This window comes from Burkholderiales bacterium, assembly GCA_023511995.1.
Lineage (GTDB): Bacteria > Pseudomonadota > Gammaproteobacteria > Burkholderiales > Thiobacteraceae > Thiobacter.
In genome coordinates, this window is the sequence record JAIMAL010000008.1 from 64,661 (window position 1) to 79,003 (window position 14,343).

Sequence of the window (14,343 nt, forward strand, 5' to 3'; positions counted from 1 at the left end):
CGTGTGCGCCGCGGTGAAATCGCCCTTCAAAACCTCGGAATGTCCGGATGGCGCAGCCTGCCGCCGTGCACATGCATGGCGCCGAATTCCGCGCAGCGGTGCAGGGTGGGCACCGCCTTGCCCGGGTTGAGGAGGCCCTTGGCGTCCCAGGCCTCTTTGATGCCATGGAAGATCGAGAGCTCCTTCGGCCTGAACTGCACACACATCTGATCGATCTTTTCCACGCCCACGCCGTGCTCACCGGTGATGGTACCGCCGGCCTCGACACAGACTTCCAGAATTTTGCCGCCGAAGGCCTCCGCCCGTTCCAGTTCCCCCGGCCGGTTGGCGTCGTAGAGGATGAGGGGATGCAGGTTGCCATCCCCGGCATGGAAGACATTGGCCACCGCCAGGCCGTACTCCCGCGACAATTCGGCGATGCGCGCCAGCACCTCCGGCAGGCGCTTGCGGGGAATGGTGCCATCCATGCAGTAGTAATCGGGGGAGATGCGGCCGACGGCGGGGAAGGCGGCCTTGCGTCCCGCCCACAGCCGCGCCCGTTCCGCCTCGTCCGCCGCCACCCGCAGCCGGGTGGCACCGGAGGCCCCAAGCAGCGCTCGCACCTTCTCCATTTCCTCCGCCACCTCCGCTTCCGTGCCATCCAGCTCACACAGAAGGATGGCCTCCACATCCAGGGGATAGCCCGCATGGACGAAGGCCTCGGCGGCATGGATGGCCGGCCGGTCCATCATTTCCAGGCCAGCGGGGACGATGCCGGCGGCGATGATGGCCCCCACCGCCGCTCCCGCCCGGGCCACGTCGTCGAAGCCGGCCATGATGACCTGCGCCCGCTGGGGGCGGGGCAGAAGCTTCACCGTGACCTCCGTGACCACCGCGAGCATGCCCTCGCTGCCGGTGAGCAGGGCCAGGAAATCATAGCCGGGCGCGTCAAGCGCCGCGGCGCCGATGGTCAGCACCTCGCCTTCGATGGTGATGGCCCGCAGGGCGAGGATGTTGTGGACGGTGAGCCCATACTTGAGGCAGTGCACACCGCCCGAGTTTTCCGCCACGTTGCCACCGATGGAACAGGCGATCTGGCTGGAGGGATCGGGGGCGTAATAGAGTCCGTAGGGGCGCGCCGCTTCGGAAATGGCGAGATTGCGCACGCCAGGCTGCACCCGCGCCGTGCGCGCCAGGGGGTCGATGTGAAGGATGCGGTTCAAGCGCGCAAGCGACAGCAGGACCCCCTCCTCATGGGGCAGCGCCCCGCCGGACAGTCCCGTCCCCGCGCCCCGCGCCACCACCGGCACGCCCTCTTCGTAACAGGCGCGCAGGATCGCCTGAACCTGCGCTTCGTTTTCCGGCAGGGCCACCAGCATGGGCAGGCGGCGGAAGGCGGTGAGACCATCGGTCTCGTAGGGCGCAAGCTCCTCCCGCTCCGTGAGGAGGGCATCGGGGGAAAGGAGGGCACGCAGGCGCTTGTGGATGCGGTCGGATTTCAAAGGGGCCTACACCACGAAGGAGGCGGCAACACGGCGGAATACCGGAAAACTTCCGTGCGCCGCGGTCAACAGGGCTTTCGCAGGCGATTGTACACCGTCACCAAAGCCTGCTCGTCGCCCACGTTGCCGGGGAAGATCACCACCGGGATGCCCGCCAGGCGCGGATGATCCGGGGGTGTCAGCACCACCGAACAGCCGGGCAGAATCTGGCCGACGATGCGCGCGGCGGCAAGTTCAAGCCCCTTGGCGAGCATGTCGTTGGAGGTGATGCCTCCCTTGCTGATGATGAAGCCGATGGTCGGCGGCAGACGATGCACCACGCTCATGAGGAAATCCGAAACCTCCTCGCCGAAACGGAGACGCGCCGCGGTATCCGGGAAATGCCGTTCCACCCGCGAGGTATAGACCACCGGCGTCTCACCCTTGCCATGGGCGGCCAGCACCCGGGAGACGACCTCCTCGAGGAGGGATTCCGCCGCCTCCGGCAGCCGGGTCACATCCACCTCCACCGGCACGATGCCCGGCTCCCGCAGAAGGCGCTCGAGCTGTTCGGTGGTTTTTTTCACGTGGGAACCCACCACCACGATGCCCGGCCGGCCTTCCTTCACGTACTGGCCCATGCGCTCGGGGGGGACCGGCTGCGGCGGCAGCCGCGCAAGCGCCGTGAGCCAACTGGCCGCGCTGCGGAAGAGGAAGCGCTTGCCGTGCTCCACTGCGGCGAGGACCTCGTCGGCGAACATGTCGAGGTCCTGCTGCCGTTCCGCATCCACGACGCAGCACGCATTGTCGGAAAGGGACATCAGCTTGTCATAGGTGGCGCCGCTGCGGATTTCCTCGAGGGCGAAATGCACCACCTCGTCGGCTCGGATGCGGCCATGGGTCTTTTCCTCCACGTAGGCCGGCAGATAGCTGTGCTGGTAGCCGAACACGGAATCTTTGGCGAACTCGGTCTCGTGGGCGGGAACCGCCTTGTCGCCGATGCGCACGTAGTGGATGCCGCGCACGGTGAAACGTCCCCCCTCGAAGAAGGCGGGAATCAGGAAATGGGCGTCGAAGGGCCCGAGGACCTTGGCCATGACGTCGGTTTCCACCGGATAGTGGCCGCGCAGGGTGGAGTCGGAGCGGGAGACGTAGAGCACCGGCCGGTCGAAACCCACCAGCGCCTCCTTGAGGTTGTGACAGACCTCCCAGGTCACTTCCGCGGCCTGTTCGGCGTCCATGGCGCGGGTGTTGGTGAGGATGAAGAAGATGGGCGAGGCATCCTCGAGCCCCAACCGCAGCGTGTCCCCATCCCAGCGGGTGAGCAAAAGGCAACTGTGCACCGTCTGCGAGCCGGTGGGATCGTCGTCGAGAACGATGATTTTCGGTTGCATGAATGTCCGCGCCCCTCGCGCCTAACCCAGAAGCTCCAGCGCCCGCTTCACCAGGGCCTGCGCCGTCAGCCCGTTGAAGTCGAGAAGCTCGTTGGGGCTGGCGGCGGTCTCTCCCCGTTTCCAGCAGTATACGTCACGCATCAGGGCGGCGCTGCGCAGCAGCACCGGCTCCAGCATGCCGCCGGGACCGCCGGAGACACCGAGGAGGACATCGCCGTGGAACATCTCGTCGAAACGTTCCCGGCTGAGGAAGGTCCCGTCGGGTTGCGCCACCGTTTCCCAGGCCACGTCCTGGGGCCGGTACAACCGCCTCGGATTGACGACGGCGACGATGCGGCAACCCACCCCCTGCTCTTTCAGCTGCAGGGCCGCCTCGAAGACCGGCAGCAGCACCATGTCGCCGGCCACGGCGAACACCACCATGCCGCGGCCCCGGGTCTCGTGGAGCACGATGGCACCTTCTTCCACCGCCTGCCTGCCCTGCGCCAGGGTGGTGCGCACCGGCAGCGGGGATTTGGAGGCGGTGATGACGATGCCCTTGTTGTACTGCGCCAGGGCCCACTCGTAACAGACCTGGATCATGTTGGCATCCACCGGGAAGAGGGGATAGACGTTGCCGTTGCGCATCATGGCGGCGAAATAGGCCTCGATCTCCGGCCGCTGGTGGGTCCAACCGTTGCGGCCCTGCTCCAGGGCGCCGGCGGTGAAGAGGGCGATGGCAGCCGGGGTTTTGCGCCGCAGCTCCGCCATGGCCTGGGTCACCGTCTGCCAGATGGGCAGGCCGTTGATGGCGAAGGATTCGTAGGAGCACCACAGGGCACGGCCCCCGAAGAGCGCCACGCCCACCGCCAGACCAGCGCAGGCATCCTCGTTGAGGGGTTCGTAGACCTGACCGGTGGGCCCCTGGAAATAGAGGTCATCCTGCACCGGATGGCGGATGATGAGGGCCTTGTTGATATTGGCCATGCCGGAAGCTTCGTTGCCGTCGGCATTGGTGACGATGAACTTGGGGTCCCGCTTCCCCACCGCGGCCACCAGCTCGCCAAAGGCGGTGGTAGGCACCTTGTTCCCGCTGCCCGGCGGTGTCTCGCTCAAAGGCAGCGCACCCAGGGGCGGCAGTTCCAGCTCGAACTCGGTGACGACGGTCTTCACCGCCGGCCCGCCACCGGCATGACGGAAGTTTTCCCGCACCAGCCACCAGGCGCGGGGAGGCAGCGCGCGCCGTTTGAGCGCGGTCTTCACGTCCTCGCTTTCCAGGGTGTGGTGGGCATAGAGATTGTGGGACTTGGCCCCGAGGGCATGCACCCCGGCGCCCTTCAACTGCTTGACGATGAGGGCCGTCATCTCGCCGTGCAAGGCGTAATCCGCCGCCACCTTCGCCGCGCGCAGGAGAAAACCGACGAACTCCAGCCGGCGCTGCCAGGAGAATTTGGTGCTGTCCACGAATTCGCCCGGCTGGTTGGCATCGTCGAAATCCTTGGCGTTGACCAGATACACGTGGCGGAAGCCATGGGCGTGCCAGTAGTCCAGCATGCGTTCGTTCTCCCAGGTGGAACACATGCTGTGGTGTTCCTGGGAATAGCCGTTCCAGATGAGGATGGGCAGGAAATTGGTGATCTCGGGATAAGCCGTGTTGAAGTGCTGGAAGGCACTCATGATGTAGGGCTCACCCAGACCGCCATCGCCGATGGTGACGGGAAAGAGCTTGTCCCGATGGAGATACGCGCCGGCCAGGGCGAAATGCTGGCCTTGTCCCAGGGGACCCGCGGGCGCCAGCAGGCCGGGGATGGCACCGGACAGATGCCCCAGTAGCCCATGCATCTCGCGGAAACGGGCACGCATGTCGGCGACCGTGCGAATGCCCATCTCCTCCAGGGAAGTGTCGAGGAACATGGCACTGTAGAAACCGGGGGCGTGGTGGCCCACCTCGGTGACGATGTTGGTGTGCCCCAGCATCACCATCGCCGCATAGGCCTCGGCGGAACTGGCGAAGCCCCCGGGATGACCGGAGGATTTGGCACCCGTCACCTGCAGGGTGAGATAACGGAGCGCATCGGCGGCAAGCAGGGTCTGGTACACCGCCCGGGGATCATTGGGGTCGGTGATGCCCGGCACCCCCTCGCCCAGCACCGGCGCATCCCCATACTGGTCGAGGCCGGGCAGGCTGTCGGCGAAATACTGGATGCCCTCGCAAAAGGCGGGAAGGGTGTCGGCTGAGGTGTCGTGGCGCTTCGCCATGGCAGATCTCCCGGAGATGATTTCACAATGCGGAATGCGGCTTCGCTTTGTGAAAATGATAACAGCCCGCCGCAGAAAGTCAACGCAGGCAGGCCGCAGCCATCGCCAAGAACGAAACGGGCCCCTCCCTCGCCGAAGGGGCAGGCGGCAGGGCGTTTTCCTGGAAATGACGCCTCAGTCGAGATGGGGGTAAAGCCGCAGGGTGAGGAATTCCTCGAACTGATCGTCCGCGAGCAATTCGCGATAGAGCCTTGCCGCAAGGTCGAAGCGGCCGGCGACAAAGCGCTCCTCCCCCAGCTCGCGGCGGATGCGGGCGAGGGCTTCGGGTAGCAGGGCGTCCACCAGGTCGAGGGTGATTTTGGTGCCGTCCTGGAAACGCCCCAGGGGACTGCGAATCCAGTGCCAGAGTTGGGCACGGGAGATTTCTGCGGTGGCGGCGTCCTCCATGAGGTGGTGGATGGGCACCGCGCCCTGACCCGCAAGCCACGCCCCCATGTAGTGGATGGGCACCTCCAGATTGGTGAGGACACCCGCGCGGGTGATGGGTCCCTGGGGTGCGAAGGCGAGGAGGTCGCCGGCGGTGATGTCCACATCATCGCGCTGGCGGCGAATCTGGTTGGGTTGCGGCATGAGACGGTCGAACACCGCCCGCGCCACCGGCACCAGCCCCGGGTGGGCCACCCAGGTGCCATCATGGCCGTCGATGGCTTCCCGCTCCTTGTCGTGGCGCACTTTCGCCAGCGCCGCCTCGTTGGCCTCGGGATCATCGCGGATGGGAATCTGTGCCGCCATGCCGCCCATGGCGTGCGCCCCCCGGCGGTGACAGGTCTTGATGGTGAGCAGGGAATACGCCCGCATGAACGGCGTCATCATCGTCAGCAGGGCGCGGTCGGCGAGGATGAAACCGGCGCGGTGCCGGTATTTCTTGATCACGCTGAACAGATAATCCCAGCGGCCGCAGTTGAGCCCGGCGGAATGTTCCCGCAGCGCGTGAAGAATCTCGTCCATCTCGAAGGCCGCCGGCAGGGTTTCGATGAGCACAGTGGCCTTGATGGCGCCGCGGGGGAGCCCCAGCCAATCTTCGCTGAAGATGAAGACATCACGCCACAGTTGCGCCTCCTCATGGCTTTCCAGTTTGGGCAGGTAGAAGCACGGCGTGCGTCCCTGAGCCAGCAGGGGCTGCGCGTTGTGGAAACAATAGAGCCCGAAATCGAAGAGACTGGCGGCAACCGGCACACCGTCCACGGTGACGTGTTTTTCCGGCAGATGTAAGCCACGCGGCCGCATGAAAAGAATGGCCGGCTCACTCACGAGCCGGTATTCCCGCCCCTCCGGGCTCACGTAGTGGAGGGTACCGGCCACGGCATCGCGCAGATTGACCTGTCCCTGCATGACATTGGTCCAGGTGGGGGACAGCGCATCCTCGAAGTCGGCCATGAAAACCCGGGCGCCGGAATTGAGGGCGTTGATCACCATCTTGCGATCCCCCGCCGGCCCCGTGATTTCCACCCGCCGGTCGGCAAGCCACTCCGGCAGCGGCTCCACCGTCCAGGACGCCTCCCGCAGCTGGCGGGTGTCGGCAAGGAAATCCGGGTCCTCGCCGGCATCGAAGCGCGCCTGCCGCGCCTTGCGTGCCACAAGCAGGGCCTGGCGCCGGCCCTCGAAGCGCCGGTGCAATGCCTCGACAAAGGCAAGCGCCCGCGGCGTGAGGATGTCGCCATAGGGCCTTGCCCGTGCCTCGCTCACTTCGATGCCCAAGGGGGTTGCCTGTTGCATCCTGCCTCCTGCGCCACAAGGGCCGCCCACTGTCTTCCCGCGGCAAAGCCTGGGGGCTCGCACCCCACCGGAAAGCTTCCCTCTTTCCAATATAGGCAAAGGGCGGCGGGCCGTTATAATGGCGCCATTTTTTTGCGCCAAAGCCATGTCGAGCCTTCCTCTGCACCGCCCCGGCCGCAAGCTTGCCCTGTTGGTGGCCCTCGCTTCGCTGCTTCCCCACACCGCGCTCGCCGCCGGTGGCAGCGCCACGGCAGTGCACCTCGCCTGGATCGCGCTCCTCCTCATGGGCGCGAAGGTGGCAAGCCTCGTCGAACGCTTCGGTCAGCCGGCGGTGGTGGGGGAACTGCTGGCCGGCATCCTGCTGGGGAACCTTGCCCTGGTGGGCATCACCGGCCTGGAAGCGGCGCGGAAAGACGAGGTGATCCGCTTCCTCGCCGAATTCGGCGTGATCATCCTCCTCTTCCAGATCGGCCTGGAATCCGACGTCCACACCATGCGCAAGGTGGGCTGGCGTGCCTTCCTGGTGGCCTGCGTCGGCGTGGTGGCTCCCTTCGCCCTGGGGGTGGCACTGGGTCCCTTCCTCTTTCCCGACATGGGCTTCAATGGCCACCTGTTTCTGGGCGCAACCCTCACCGCCACCAGCGTCGGCGTCACCGCCCGCGTCTTCAAGGACATGAATGCGCTCAGATCGGCCGAGGCGCAGATCGTCCTCGGCGCGGCCGTGATCGATGATGTCATCGGGCTTGTCATCCTCGCCGTGGTCTCCGCCATCGTCACCACCGGCAGCGTAAGTCTCGGTGGTGTGGCCGTGATCGTGCTCAAGGCGACCCTGTTCCTTCTGGGCGCAGTGATCATCGGCCAGCGCCTGGCCCCGCTGTTGAGCCGCGGCTTTGCCCGCATCCACACCGGCGTGGGCATGAAATTCGCCGTGGCCATCAGTGTCTGTCTAGTGATGGCGTGGCTTGCTGGCGTCATCGGCCTGGCCCCCATCGTCGGCGCCTTCGCCGCCGGCCTGGTGCTGGATGAGGTGATGTTCAAGGATTACGACGAGATGGAGGTGATACCCGAGGTGCGTGCCGCCCTCGACGGGGCACCACAGGAGACCCGGCAGGCGGTGACACGGGTCCTGGAAAGACACGCCCACCGCCACCTGGAGTCCCTTACCGCGCCGGTGGCCAACCTCTTCGTGCCCCTCTTTTTCGTTTACACGGGCATGCAGGTGGATCTCACCACGCTCGCCAACCTGCACACACTGCTGGTGGCGCTCGCGGTGACCGCCATCGCCTTTGCCGGCAAGCTGGTCTCCGGCCTGGTGGCGGGGCGGGTCAACCGCTGGCTGGTGGGGTGGGGCATGGCCCCGCGGGGAGAAGTGGGTCTGATTTTCGCCGTGGTGGGCCGTCAGCTCGACGTGGTGACGCCGGAGGAATTTTCGGTGGTCGTCATCATGGTCATGCTCACCACCCTGGCCACGCCCATGATTCTCTCCTTCCTCATCCGCCGCCAGCAGCAGCGGCAGACCTGAGGGCTCAGCCCGGCAGTCGCTCCACCTGGGCCAGCATGGTCTCGGCGTCGCTCACCTCGAACTTGCCCGGCGCCTCCACGTTGAGCGTCTTCACCACCCCATCCTCCACCAGCATGGAAAAGCGCTGGCAGCGGATGCCCATGCCGCGCTCCCGCAGATCGAGGGTGAGGCCCAGGGCCTGACAGAAATCGGCATTGCCGTCGGCAAGGAGGCGTACCTTGCCCTCCGCCCCCTGCTCCCGCCCCCAGGCGCCCATGACGAAGGCGTCATTCACCGAGACACAGAGGATTTCATCGATGCCCTTGGCCTTCAGCCGCTCGGCCGCCGAGACGTAACCCGGCAGGTGCTTGGCGGAACAGGTGGGGGTGAAGGCACCGGGCAGGCCGAAGATCACCACCCGCCGGCCACGGGTGAGCGCCCCGATCTCTACCGGCTTCGGTCCTTCGGCGGTCATTTCGAAAAGGGTCGCATCGGGTAGGCTTTCTCCCGGCTGGATCATGTTTGTCTCCTCGCAGTTTTCGTCGCTCTTTGTTCTCACCCCTGCCCTCCCCCAAGGGGGGAAGGAAGCGCTTTGCGCATTTCATGGTAACAGGCTGCCGCCGGGGCAAAAACTGCGGCGGCGGCGCGGGCTTTGCCTCTTTTGGGCACAGTATAATTTCCCCTTGTCCCGACCGAGGCCGCCATGGAACTTTCACAGGAAGACGCCTTTTGCCTCAACGTGTTGCTGGCTGCCGGCGTGCAGGCGGTGCGCATCGATGCCTCGACCATGACCGTCCATGCCCTCACGGAAAAGGGCGAAGCCAAGGTCAAGCTCCATCCCAACACCCGCGAGGAGGCCTACCTCAAGCTCGTCAAGCAGACCCTGGCCGAGCATGCGCTGGAATCCCCGGAGGGTTACCCCGTCTATCTGCGCCGCTGGACGCGCATGGGTCAGATGCGGGACGAGAATCTGGCGCCGCTTCTGAAACTGGGCGAGCCGGAGGCCGTGGTGGCGGTGGTGCACGCCCCGGGCCTCACCGACGAGCTCGCCCGCCGTGCCTGGTGGGCCATGCCCACCATCGAGAACGCGCGCCGCATGCTGGAAAAGGAAGCGGTTGCCCGCGGCAGCATGGGGCCCATCCTGGCCGAATTCCTCGTGGAGCATCTTCCCTTTGAGGACGACGTGGTGGCCATCATGGACACGGTGCGCACCCTGCTCTGGTTCGATCTGGTGGACGAGGCGGCGCAGAAGAAACTGTGGGCGCGGGGCAAGCAGCACGGGGCCTACTACATCGGCTTTCTCGAACAGCGTCCCGACCGCCTGCCCGTGACCCGCCCGGCCCGCTGCGATTACGAGACGCAGACGGCCAAGCTTCAGCCCCTGATTGCCGCCGGCAACCCGTACGCGGAGCAGCTCGACCGGCTGCTTGCCAGCCGCGGCCAGAGTTTCCTCGCCGCCCTGGAGGAGGCGATGGAACGGCCCGGCACCCATGAGATCGTGAGTGCCCTGCTCAACAGCATTGGTGCCTATTTCGGCGGCATTGCCCACCTTCAGGACAGGCCGTGCACGGTGGAGGAAGTGGAGCAGCGGGCGCAGCGTCTCCTCAGCAGCGGAGAAGTCCCGGCCATTGCCGAGCTGGTGGCGGCGGTGCCCGGGCTGCATGGGGAAATGCTGGCCATGCTCACCCTGGCCGGCATCAACGAGTGGGTGGCCTACAACGTGCTGCGCCGCACCACCGCCGTGAATGCGCTGCTGCGCAGCAAACTTTCCCCGGTCTTCGATCCCATCCTGGCCCAGGTGCGGCTTCTGCGGCAACTGCCCCAGCGCGCTTAAGCCCCGCCGCGGCAAGGCTCAGCCGGGCAGGCGCAGCATGTACTGGCCGGTCTTTTCGTCGCGGGTGGCGGAAAGGAGCTTGCGCGCCTGGGCATCCTCCACCATCTCACCGAAGGAGCGATAGCCGTAAAAGGCTTCGTTGAAGCCGGGTTTGCGCCGCTTCATGGTCTGCTTGACCAGCGACCCCCACAGCTTTTCCTCCCCACCCCGCTCGGCGATGAGGGCCTCGACGGTCTCCACGAGGAAATCCAACGCTTCTTGCCGGCGTTCCTCTTCGCTTTTGCCGCCGCTCGGGCTGGCCGCCGTCTTCGGCGTCTTGGCACGGCTTTTCTTTTTCTTCGCCTCCTGCTCCCGCACCAGGTCGTCATAGAAGATGAACTCGTCGCAGTTGGCCGCCAGCAGGTCGGAGGTGGCGGCCTTGACGCCGATGCCGATGACGTACTTGTTGTTCTCCCGCAGCTTGGAAACGAGGGGCGAGAAATCCGAATCGCCGCTCATGATGACGAAGGTGTCCAGGTGCGGCTTGGTGTAACAGAGGTCGAGGGCATCCACCACCATGCGGATGTCGGCCGAATTCTTGCCCGATTGGCGCAGGTGGGGAATCTCCACCAGCTCAAAGGCCGCCTCGTGCATGGGGCTCTTGAATTCCTTGTACCGCTCCCAGTCGCAATAGGCCTTTTTCACGACGATGCTGCCCTTGAGCAGCAGACGTTCCAGCACCTTGCGGATGTCGAACTGGGGATATTTGGCGTCGCGCACGCCCAGCGCGATGTTTTCGAAGTCGCAAAACAACGCCATGTTGGTGATTTCCGGCTGTCCGGCCATGACTGCTCCGAGAAAGAACGGGAAGAAAAACGACGCGCCGCGTCAGTGGGGCTGCGCATCACCCGCGGGGAAGGCGAAGCCGGGGATGATTGGACGGCTCCCGCCACCGCAAACGGGGGAGGACCGGCCGCAGCAGGCACCCCACGCAGATTTCACTGGCGAGCTCGGGGGGCCGGCAATCACAGCGTTGCAGGCCATCGTTTCAGCGGGTGATGAGATTGATGATGCCTTCCACGTCCAGGCTTTCCTGGCGCCGGTCCACGGGACTTTCGCGACAGTCCAGGATTTCGCAATGCAGATACATCTGCCGCAGACGCCGCTCCGCCGCTTCCCGGTCCTGGGCCTGGATGACGATACGATCCACCCGCTGACCACCGCGGGTGCGAATGGAAAATTCGAATCGGCTCATGGCACCCTCCTCGGCGCAAACCCCTTGCCGGCGCGCCTTCAGGCGGAACGATACTCCGCTTTGGGCTCGCGGGAAAGGAGGTCCTCCACCGCCTGCCGCGGTGACAGCCCCTCGAACATGACGCGATACACCTCCTGGGTGATGGGCATTTCGATGCCCAGCGCCCGCGCCTTTTTCAGCACTTCGGCACAGGTGTGCACGCCCTCCGCGGTGGCCGTAAGCCCGCGCAGGATGTCGGGCAGGCTGCGGCCCCGCGCGAGTTCCTTGCCCACGGTGCGGTTGCGGGAGAGGTCACCGGTGCAGGTGAGGATGAGATCGCCCACGCCGGTAAGCCCCATGAAGGTTTCCAGACGGCCGCCGAGACACAACCCCAGCCGCGTCATTTCGGCGAGCCCCCGCGTGATGAGGGCGGCGCGGGCGTTGTGGCCGAACCCCATGCCATCCGAGATGCCTGCCGCGATGGCCATGACATTCTTCACCGCTCCCCCCAACTCGACGCCGATCACGTCGGTACTGGAATAGACGCGCATGCGGTTGTGGTTGAGGGTCACCGCGACATGGCGGGCAAAATCCCCTTCCCGCGCGGCGAAGGTGAGGGCGCAGGGCAACCCCTGTGCCACTTCGTGGGCAAAACTGGGACCGGACAAAACACCCCGTTCCAGGGCCCCCGGCAATTCCTCCTCCGCCACTTCGTGCAGCAGCTTGGCGGTCTCAGGCTCGAAACCCTTGGCCGCCCAGATCACCGGGACGCGGATATCACAGGCGGTAAGCTGGCGCAGGGTGGCGCGGAAGCCCGCCGTGGGCACGGCCACCAGCACCAGCCCGGCGCCGTCGATGGCCCGGTCGAGGGCCGCTTCCAGGCGAACCGAGGGCGGCAGCTCGAAACCCGGCAGATGGCGCGCATTGCGGCGTGTGCGGGCCATCTCCGCCACATGCGCCGGGTCGCGCGCCCACAGGGTGATTTCATGACTGCGGCAAAGGGTGAGGGCGAGCGCCGTACCCCACGCCCCCGCACCGATGATGGCGATCCTCATCGGTCAGCCCTCTTCACGCCCCCCACACCTGATCGATGCGGAGGTAGCCGGACTGGCCATCCCGGTGGCGCACCCGCAACCAGCCCTGGCCGGCGAATTCGACGAGCTCCAGCGCCACATCCTTTTCCGCGCGGAAGACGACGGGTGCATCGGCGGCGGGCGCCTGGCGCACCTCCACCTCCGGCGCGGTGACGAGGACCATGCGCCGCTCGGTGAGCCTCGCCGCCTCCACCCAGGCGAGCGCCCCGGTGGCATCGCGCACCTTCAGCCACTTGTCCAGGGTGACCACCACCTCCACCGGGTAATAGCGGGAGAGAATGGCGATGCGGCGCGCCTTGGTGGAGGGCGCATCGTAGAGAATGGCCGCCTCCACCGCCACCGACCGGTACTCCAGGGCGCCGGCCGGCAGCGCCACGGCGGCAAGGGCGATGAAGAGCCCGCGCCGAAGCCCCATGTCAGTTGGGTTGGGCGCCCTGCGCCGCGACCGCCTGCTGCATGCGCTGGGCGTAGAGGGCCTCAAAGTTGACCGGGTTGAGATAAAGGGGCAGGAAGCCCGCGCGACTGACCGCGTCCGACACCGTTTCCCGCACGTAGGGGAAAAGCAGGTTGGGACAGGTGATGGAAAGCACGAGCTCCATCTGCTCGGCCGGCACGCCGGCGATGCGGAAAATGCCGCCTTGAGCGGCTTCCACCAGGAACAGGGTGCGCTCGCCGACGGAGGCCGAGACGGTGACGGTGAGCAGCACCTGATAGATGTCCTCACCGATGGAGCCGCCCTCGGTATTGAGATTGACCTCCACCTTCGGCGCCTCACGCTCGAGGAAGATGGCCGGTGCATGGGGGACTTCCACCGAGAGATCCTTGAGGTAGATCTTCTCGATGGTGAAGACGGGCTGCTGCTCGCTCATGGATGCTCCCTTCCGAAAATGGGGCAATTGTACACGAGGCCCCGCCCAAGGCTTTCATCCGGCGAGCAGCGCGTCCAGCTTGCCTTCCTGGTCGAGGGCGGAAAGGTCGTCGAACCCACCCACGTGATAGTCGCCGATGTAGATTTGCGGCACCGTGCGGCGACCGGTACGCGCCATCATTTCCTCGCGCCTGGCCGGATCGAGATCGACGCGGATTTTCTCGATCTGCGTCACCCCTTTGCGGGTGAGCAGCCGCTCCGCCATGTTGCAATAGGGACAGACGGCGGTGCAATACATGATGACTTTGGCCATGATCATTTCTCCACGGGCAAGTTGGCGGCCTCCCAGGCGATCATGCCGCCAGCGAGGTTGTAGACGTTGCCAAAACCATGCTTGGCGAGGATGCCGCAGGCACCGGCGGAACGATGGCCGCTGCGGCAGGCGACGATGATGGGCTTGTCCTTGAACTTCTCCAGCTCACCGATGCGGCGGGAAAGCTCGCCCAGGGGAATGTGCCGCGCCCGAGGGATGTGCCCTTGCGCGTACTCTGCCGCCTCGCGCACGTCGAGCACGATGGCATCTTCATGATTCATCTTGAGCACGGCCTCCTGGGGCTCCACCCGCCTGCCGCGCCCGCCCCGCAGCATGGGCACGATCAACATGAGGCCGCTCACCACCGCGACGATGATGAGCAGCAGATTCTGGCGCACGAATTCCACTTGGCTCGTCCTTGGTCAAAACCCGTTCAGGCGCACTCGCCTTCCTTCACCCCCAGCGCCTTGAGGATTTTATCCATGGGGCAGAAGCGGGTGAAACCGCTCTGGAACAGGTTGAAGCCGACGAAGGCCGTAAACCACAGCCAGCTTACCCGGCTGAGGTCCGCCTGGCCGGTGGCGTGGGCGAGGAAAAGGGACAGCATGATGAAGAAACCGGCGATGACACGTACCCAGCGATTGATGGTCAT

General features: G+C 65.7%; 15 protein-coding genes. 2 read left to right on the forward strand and 13 right to left on the reverse strand.

Annotation, left to right across the window (positions count from 1 at the left end):
- Nucleotides 1-26: 26 nt before the first annotated feature.
- The 4 genes from K6T56_05925 to aceB form a co-directional block, all read right to left on the reverse strand.
- Nucleotides 27-1,358, reverse strand: a complete 1,332-nt coding sequence (locus K6T56_05925; GenBank protein MCL6555882.1) for an FAD-binding protein — start codon at nt 1,356-1,358, stop codon at nt 27-29.
- Nucleotides 1,359-1,546: 188 nt separating this feature from the next.
- Nucleotides 1,547-2,854: a hypothetical protein gene (locus tag K6T56_05930; protein ID MCL6555883.1), complete on the reverse strand. Its 1,308-nt coding sequence runs from the start codon at nt 2,852-2,854 to the stop codon at nt 1,547-1,549.
- A gap of 21 nt (nt 2,855-2,875) precedes the next feature.
- Nucleotides 2,876-5,092, reverse strand: coding sequence for a hypothetical protein (locus tag K6T56_05935; protein ID MCL6555884.1), 2,217 nt, complete (start codon nt 5,090-5,092; stop codon nt 2,876-2,878).
- 174 nt (nt 5,093-5,266) lie between these two features.
- The gene (aceB, locus tag K6T56_05940; protein ID MCL6555885.1) at nt 5,267-6,868 is read right to left on the reverse strand and encodes a malate synthase A; all 1,602 of its coding nucleotides are present in this window, start codon (nt 6,866-6,868) and stop codon (nt 5,267-5,269) included.
- Nucleotides 6,869-7,013: 145 nt separating this feature from the next.
- On the opposite strand from aceB, the gene K6T56_05945 reads away from it, so the two are divergent.
- Nucleotides 7,014-8,390 carry a cation:proton antiporter gene (locus tag K6T56_05945; protein ID MCL6555886.1) on the forward strand — a complete coding sequence of 459 codons (1,377 nt, stop codon included), beginning with the start codon at nt 7,014-7,016 and terminating at the stop codon, nt 8,388-8,390.
- Nucleotides 8,391-8,394: 4 nt separating this feature from the next.
- On the opposite strand, the gene K6T56_05950 is transcribed toward K6T56_05945, so the two are convergent.
- The gene (locus tag K6T56_05950) at nt 8,395-8,889 is read right to left on the reverse strand and encodes a peroxiredoxin (GenBank protein ID MCL6555887.1); all 495 of its coding nucleotides are present in this window, start codon (nt 8,887-8,889) and stop codon (nt 8,395-8,397) included.
- A 183-nt stretch (nt 8,890-9,072) separates the two neighbouring features.
- Between K6T56_05950 and K6T56_05955 the strand changes: the two genes are divergently transcribed.
- Nucleotides 9,073-10,203 carry a hypothetical protein gene (locus K6T56_05955; GenBank protein MCL6555888.1) on the forward strand — a complete coding sequence of 377 codons (1,131 nt, stop codon included), beginning with the start codon at nt 9,073-9,075 and terminating at the stop codon, nt 10,201-10,203.
- 18 nt (nt 10,204-10,221) lie between these two features.
- Here K6T56_05955 and K6T56_05960 read toward each other — a convergent pair whose 3' ends face one another.
- The 8 genes from K6T56_05960 to K6T56_05995 form a co-directional block, all read right to left on the reverse strand.
- The gene (locus K6T56_05960; GenBank protein MCL6555889.1) at nt 10,222-11,028 is read right to left on the reverse strand and encodes an NYN domain-containing protein; all 807 of its coding nucleotides are present in this window, start codon (nt 11,026-11,028) and stop codon (nt 10,222-10,224) included.
- 202 nt (nt 11,029-11,230) lie between these two features.
- Nucleotides 11,231-11,437 carry a hypothetical protein gene (locus tag K6T56_05965; protein MCL6555890.1) on the reverse strand — a complete coding sequence of 69 codons (207 nt, stop codon included), beginning with the start codon at nt 11,435-11,437 and terminating at the stop codon, nt 11,231-11,233.
- 38 nt (nt 11,438-11,475) lie between these two features.
- A complete protein-coding gene (locus K6T56_05970; GenBank protein MCL6555891.1) occupies nt 11,476-12,471 on the reverse strand; it encodes an NAD(P)-dependent glycerol-3-phosphate dehydrogenase in 996 nt (331 codons plus the stop codon).
- Nucleotides 12,472-12,484: 13 nt separating this feature from the next.
- Complete coding sequence (locus K6T56_05975) at nt 12,485-12,925, reverse strand: SH3 domain-containing protein (protein MCL6555892.1); 441 nt, start codon at nt 12,923-12,925, stop codon at nt 12,485-12,487.
- A 1-nt stretch (nt 12,926) separates the two neighbouring features.
- The gene (secB, locus tag K6T56_05980; GenBank protein ID MCL6555893.1) at nt 12,927-13,379 is read right to left on the reverse strand and encodes a protein-export chaperone SecB; all 453 of its coding nucleotides are present in this window, start codon (nt 13,377-13,379) and stop codon (nt 12,927-12,929) included.
- A 54-nt stretch (nt 13,380-13,433) separates the two neighbouring features.
- Nucleotides 13,434-13,691: a glutaredoxin 3 gene (grxC, locus tag K6T56_05985; GenBank protein ID MCL6555894.1), complete on the reverse strand. Its 258-nt coding sequence runs from the start codon at nt 13,689-13,691 to the stop codon at nt 13,434-13,436.
- Between the two features lie 2 nt (nt 13,692-13,693).
- Nucleotides 13,694-14,098 (reverse strand): rhodanese-like domain-containing protein, encoded by a 405-nt coding sequence (locus tag K6T56_05990; protein MCL6555895.1) that lies wholly within the window; start codon nt 14,096-14,098, stop codon nt 13,694-13,696.
- A 26-nt stretch (nt 14,099-14,124) separates the two neighbouring features.
- Entirely contained in the window at nt 14,125-14,343 is a 219-nt protein-coding gene (locus K6T56_05995; GenBank protein MCL6555896.1) for a DUF2892 domain-containing protein, read from the reverse strand.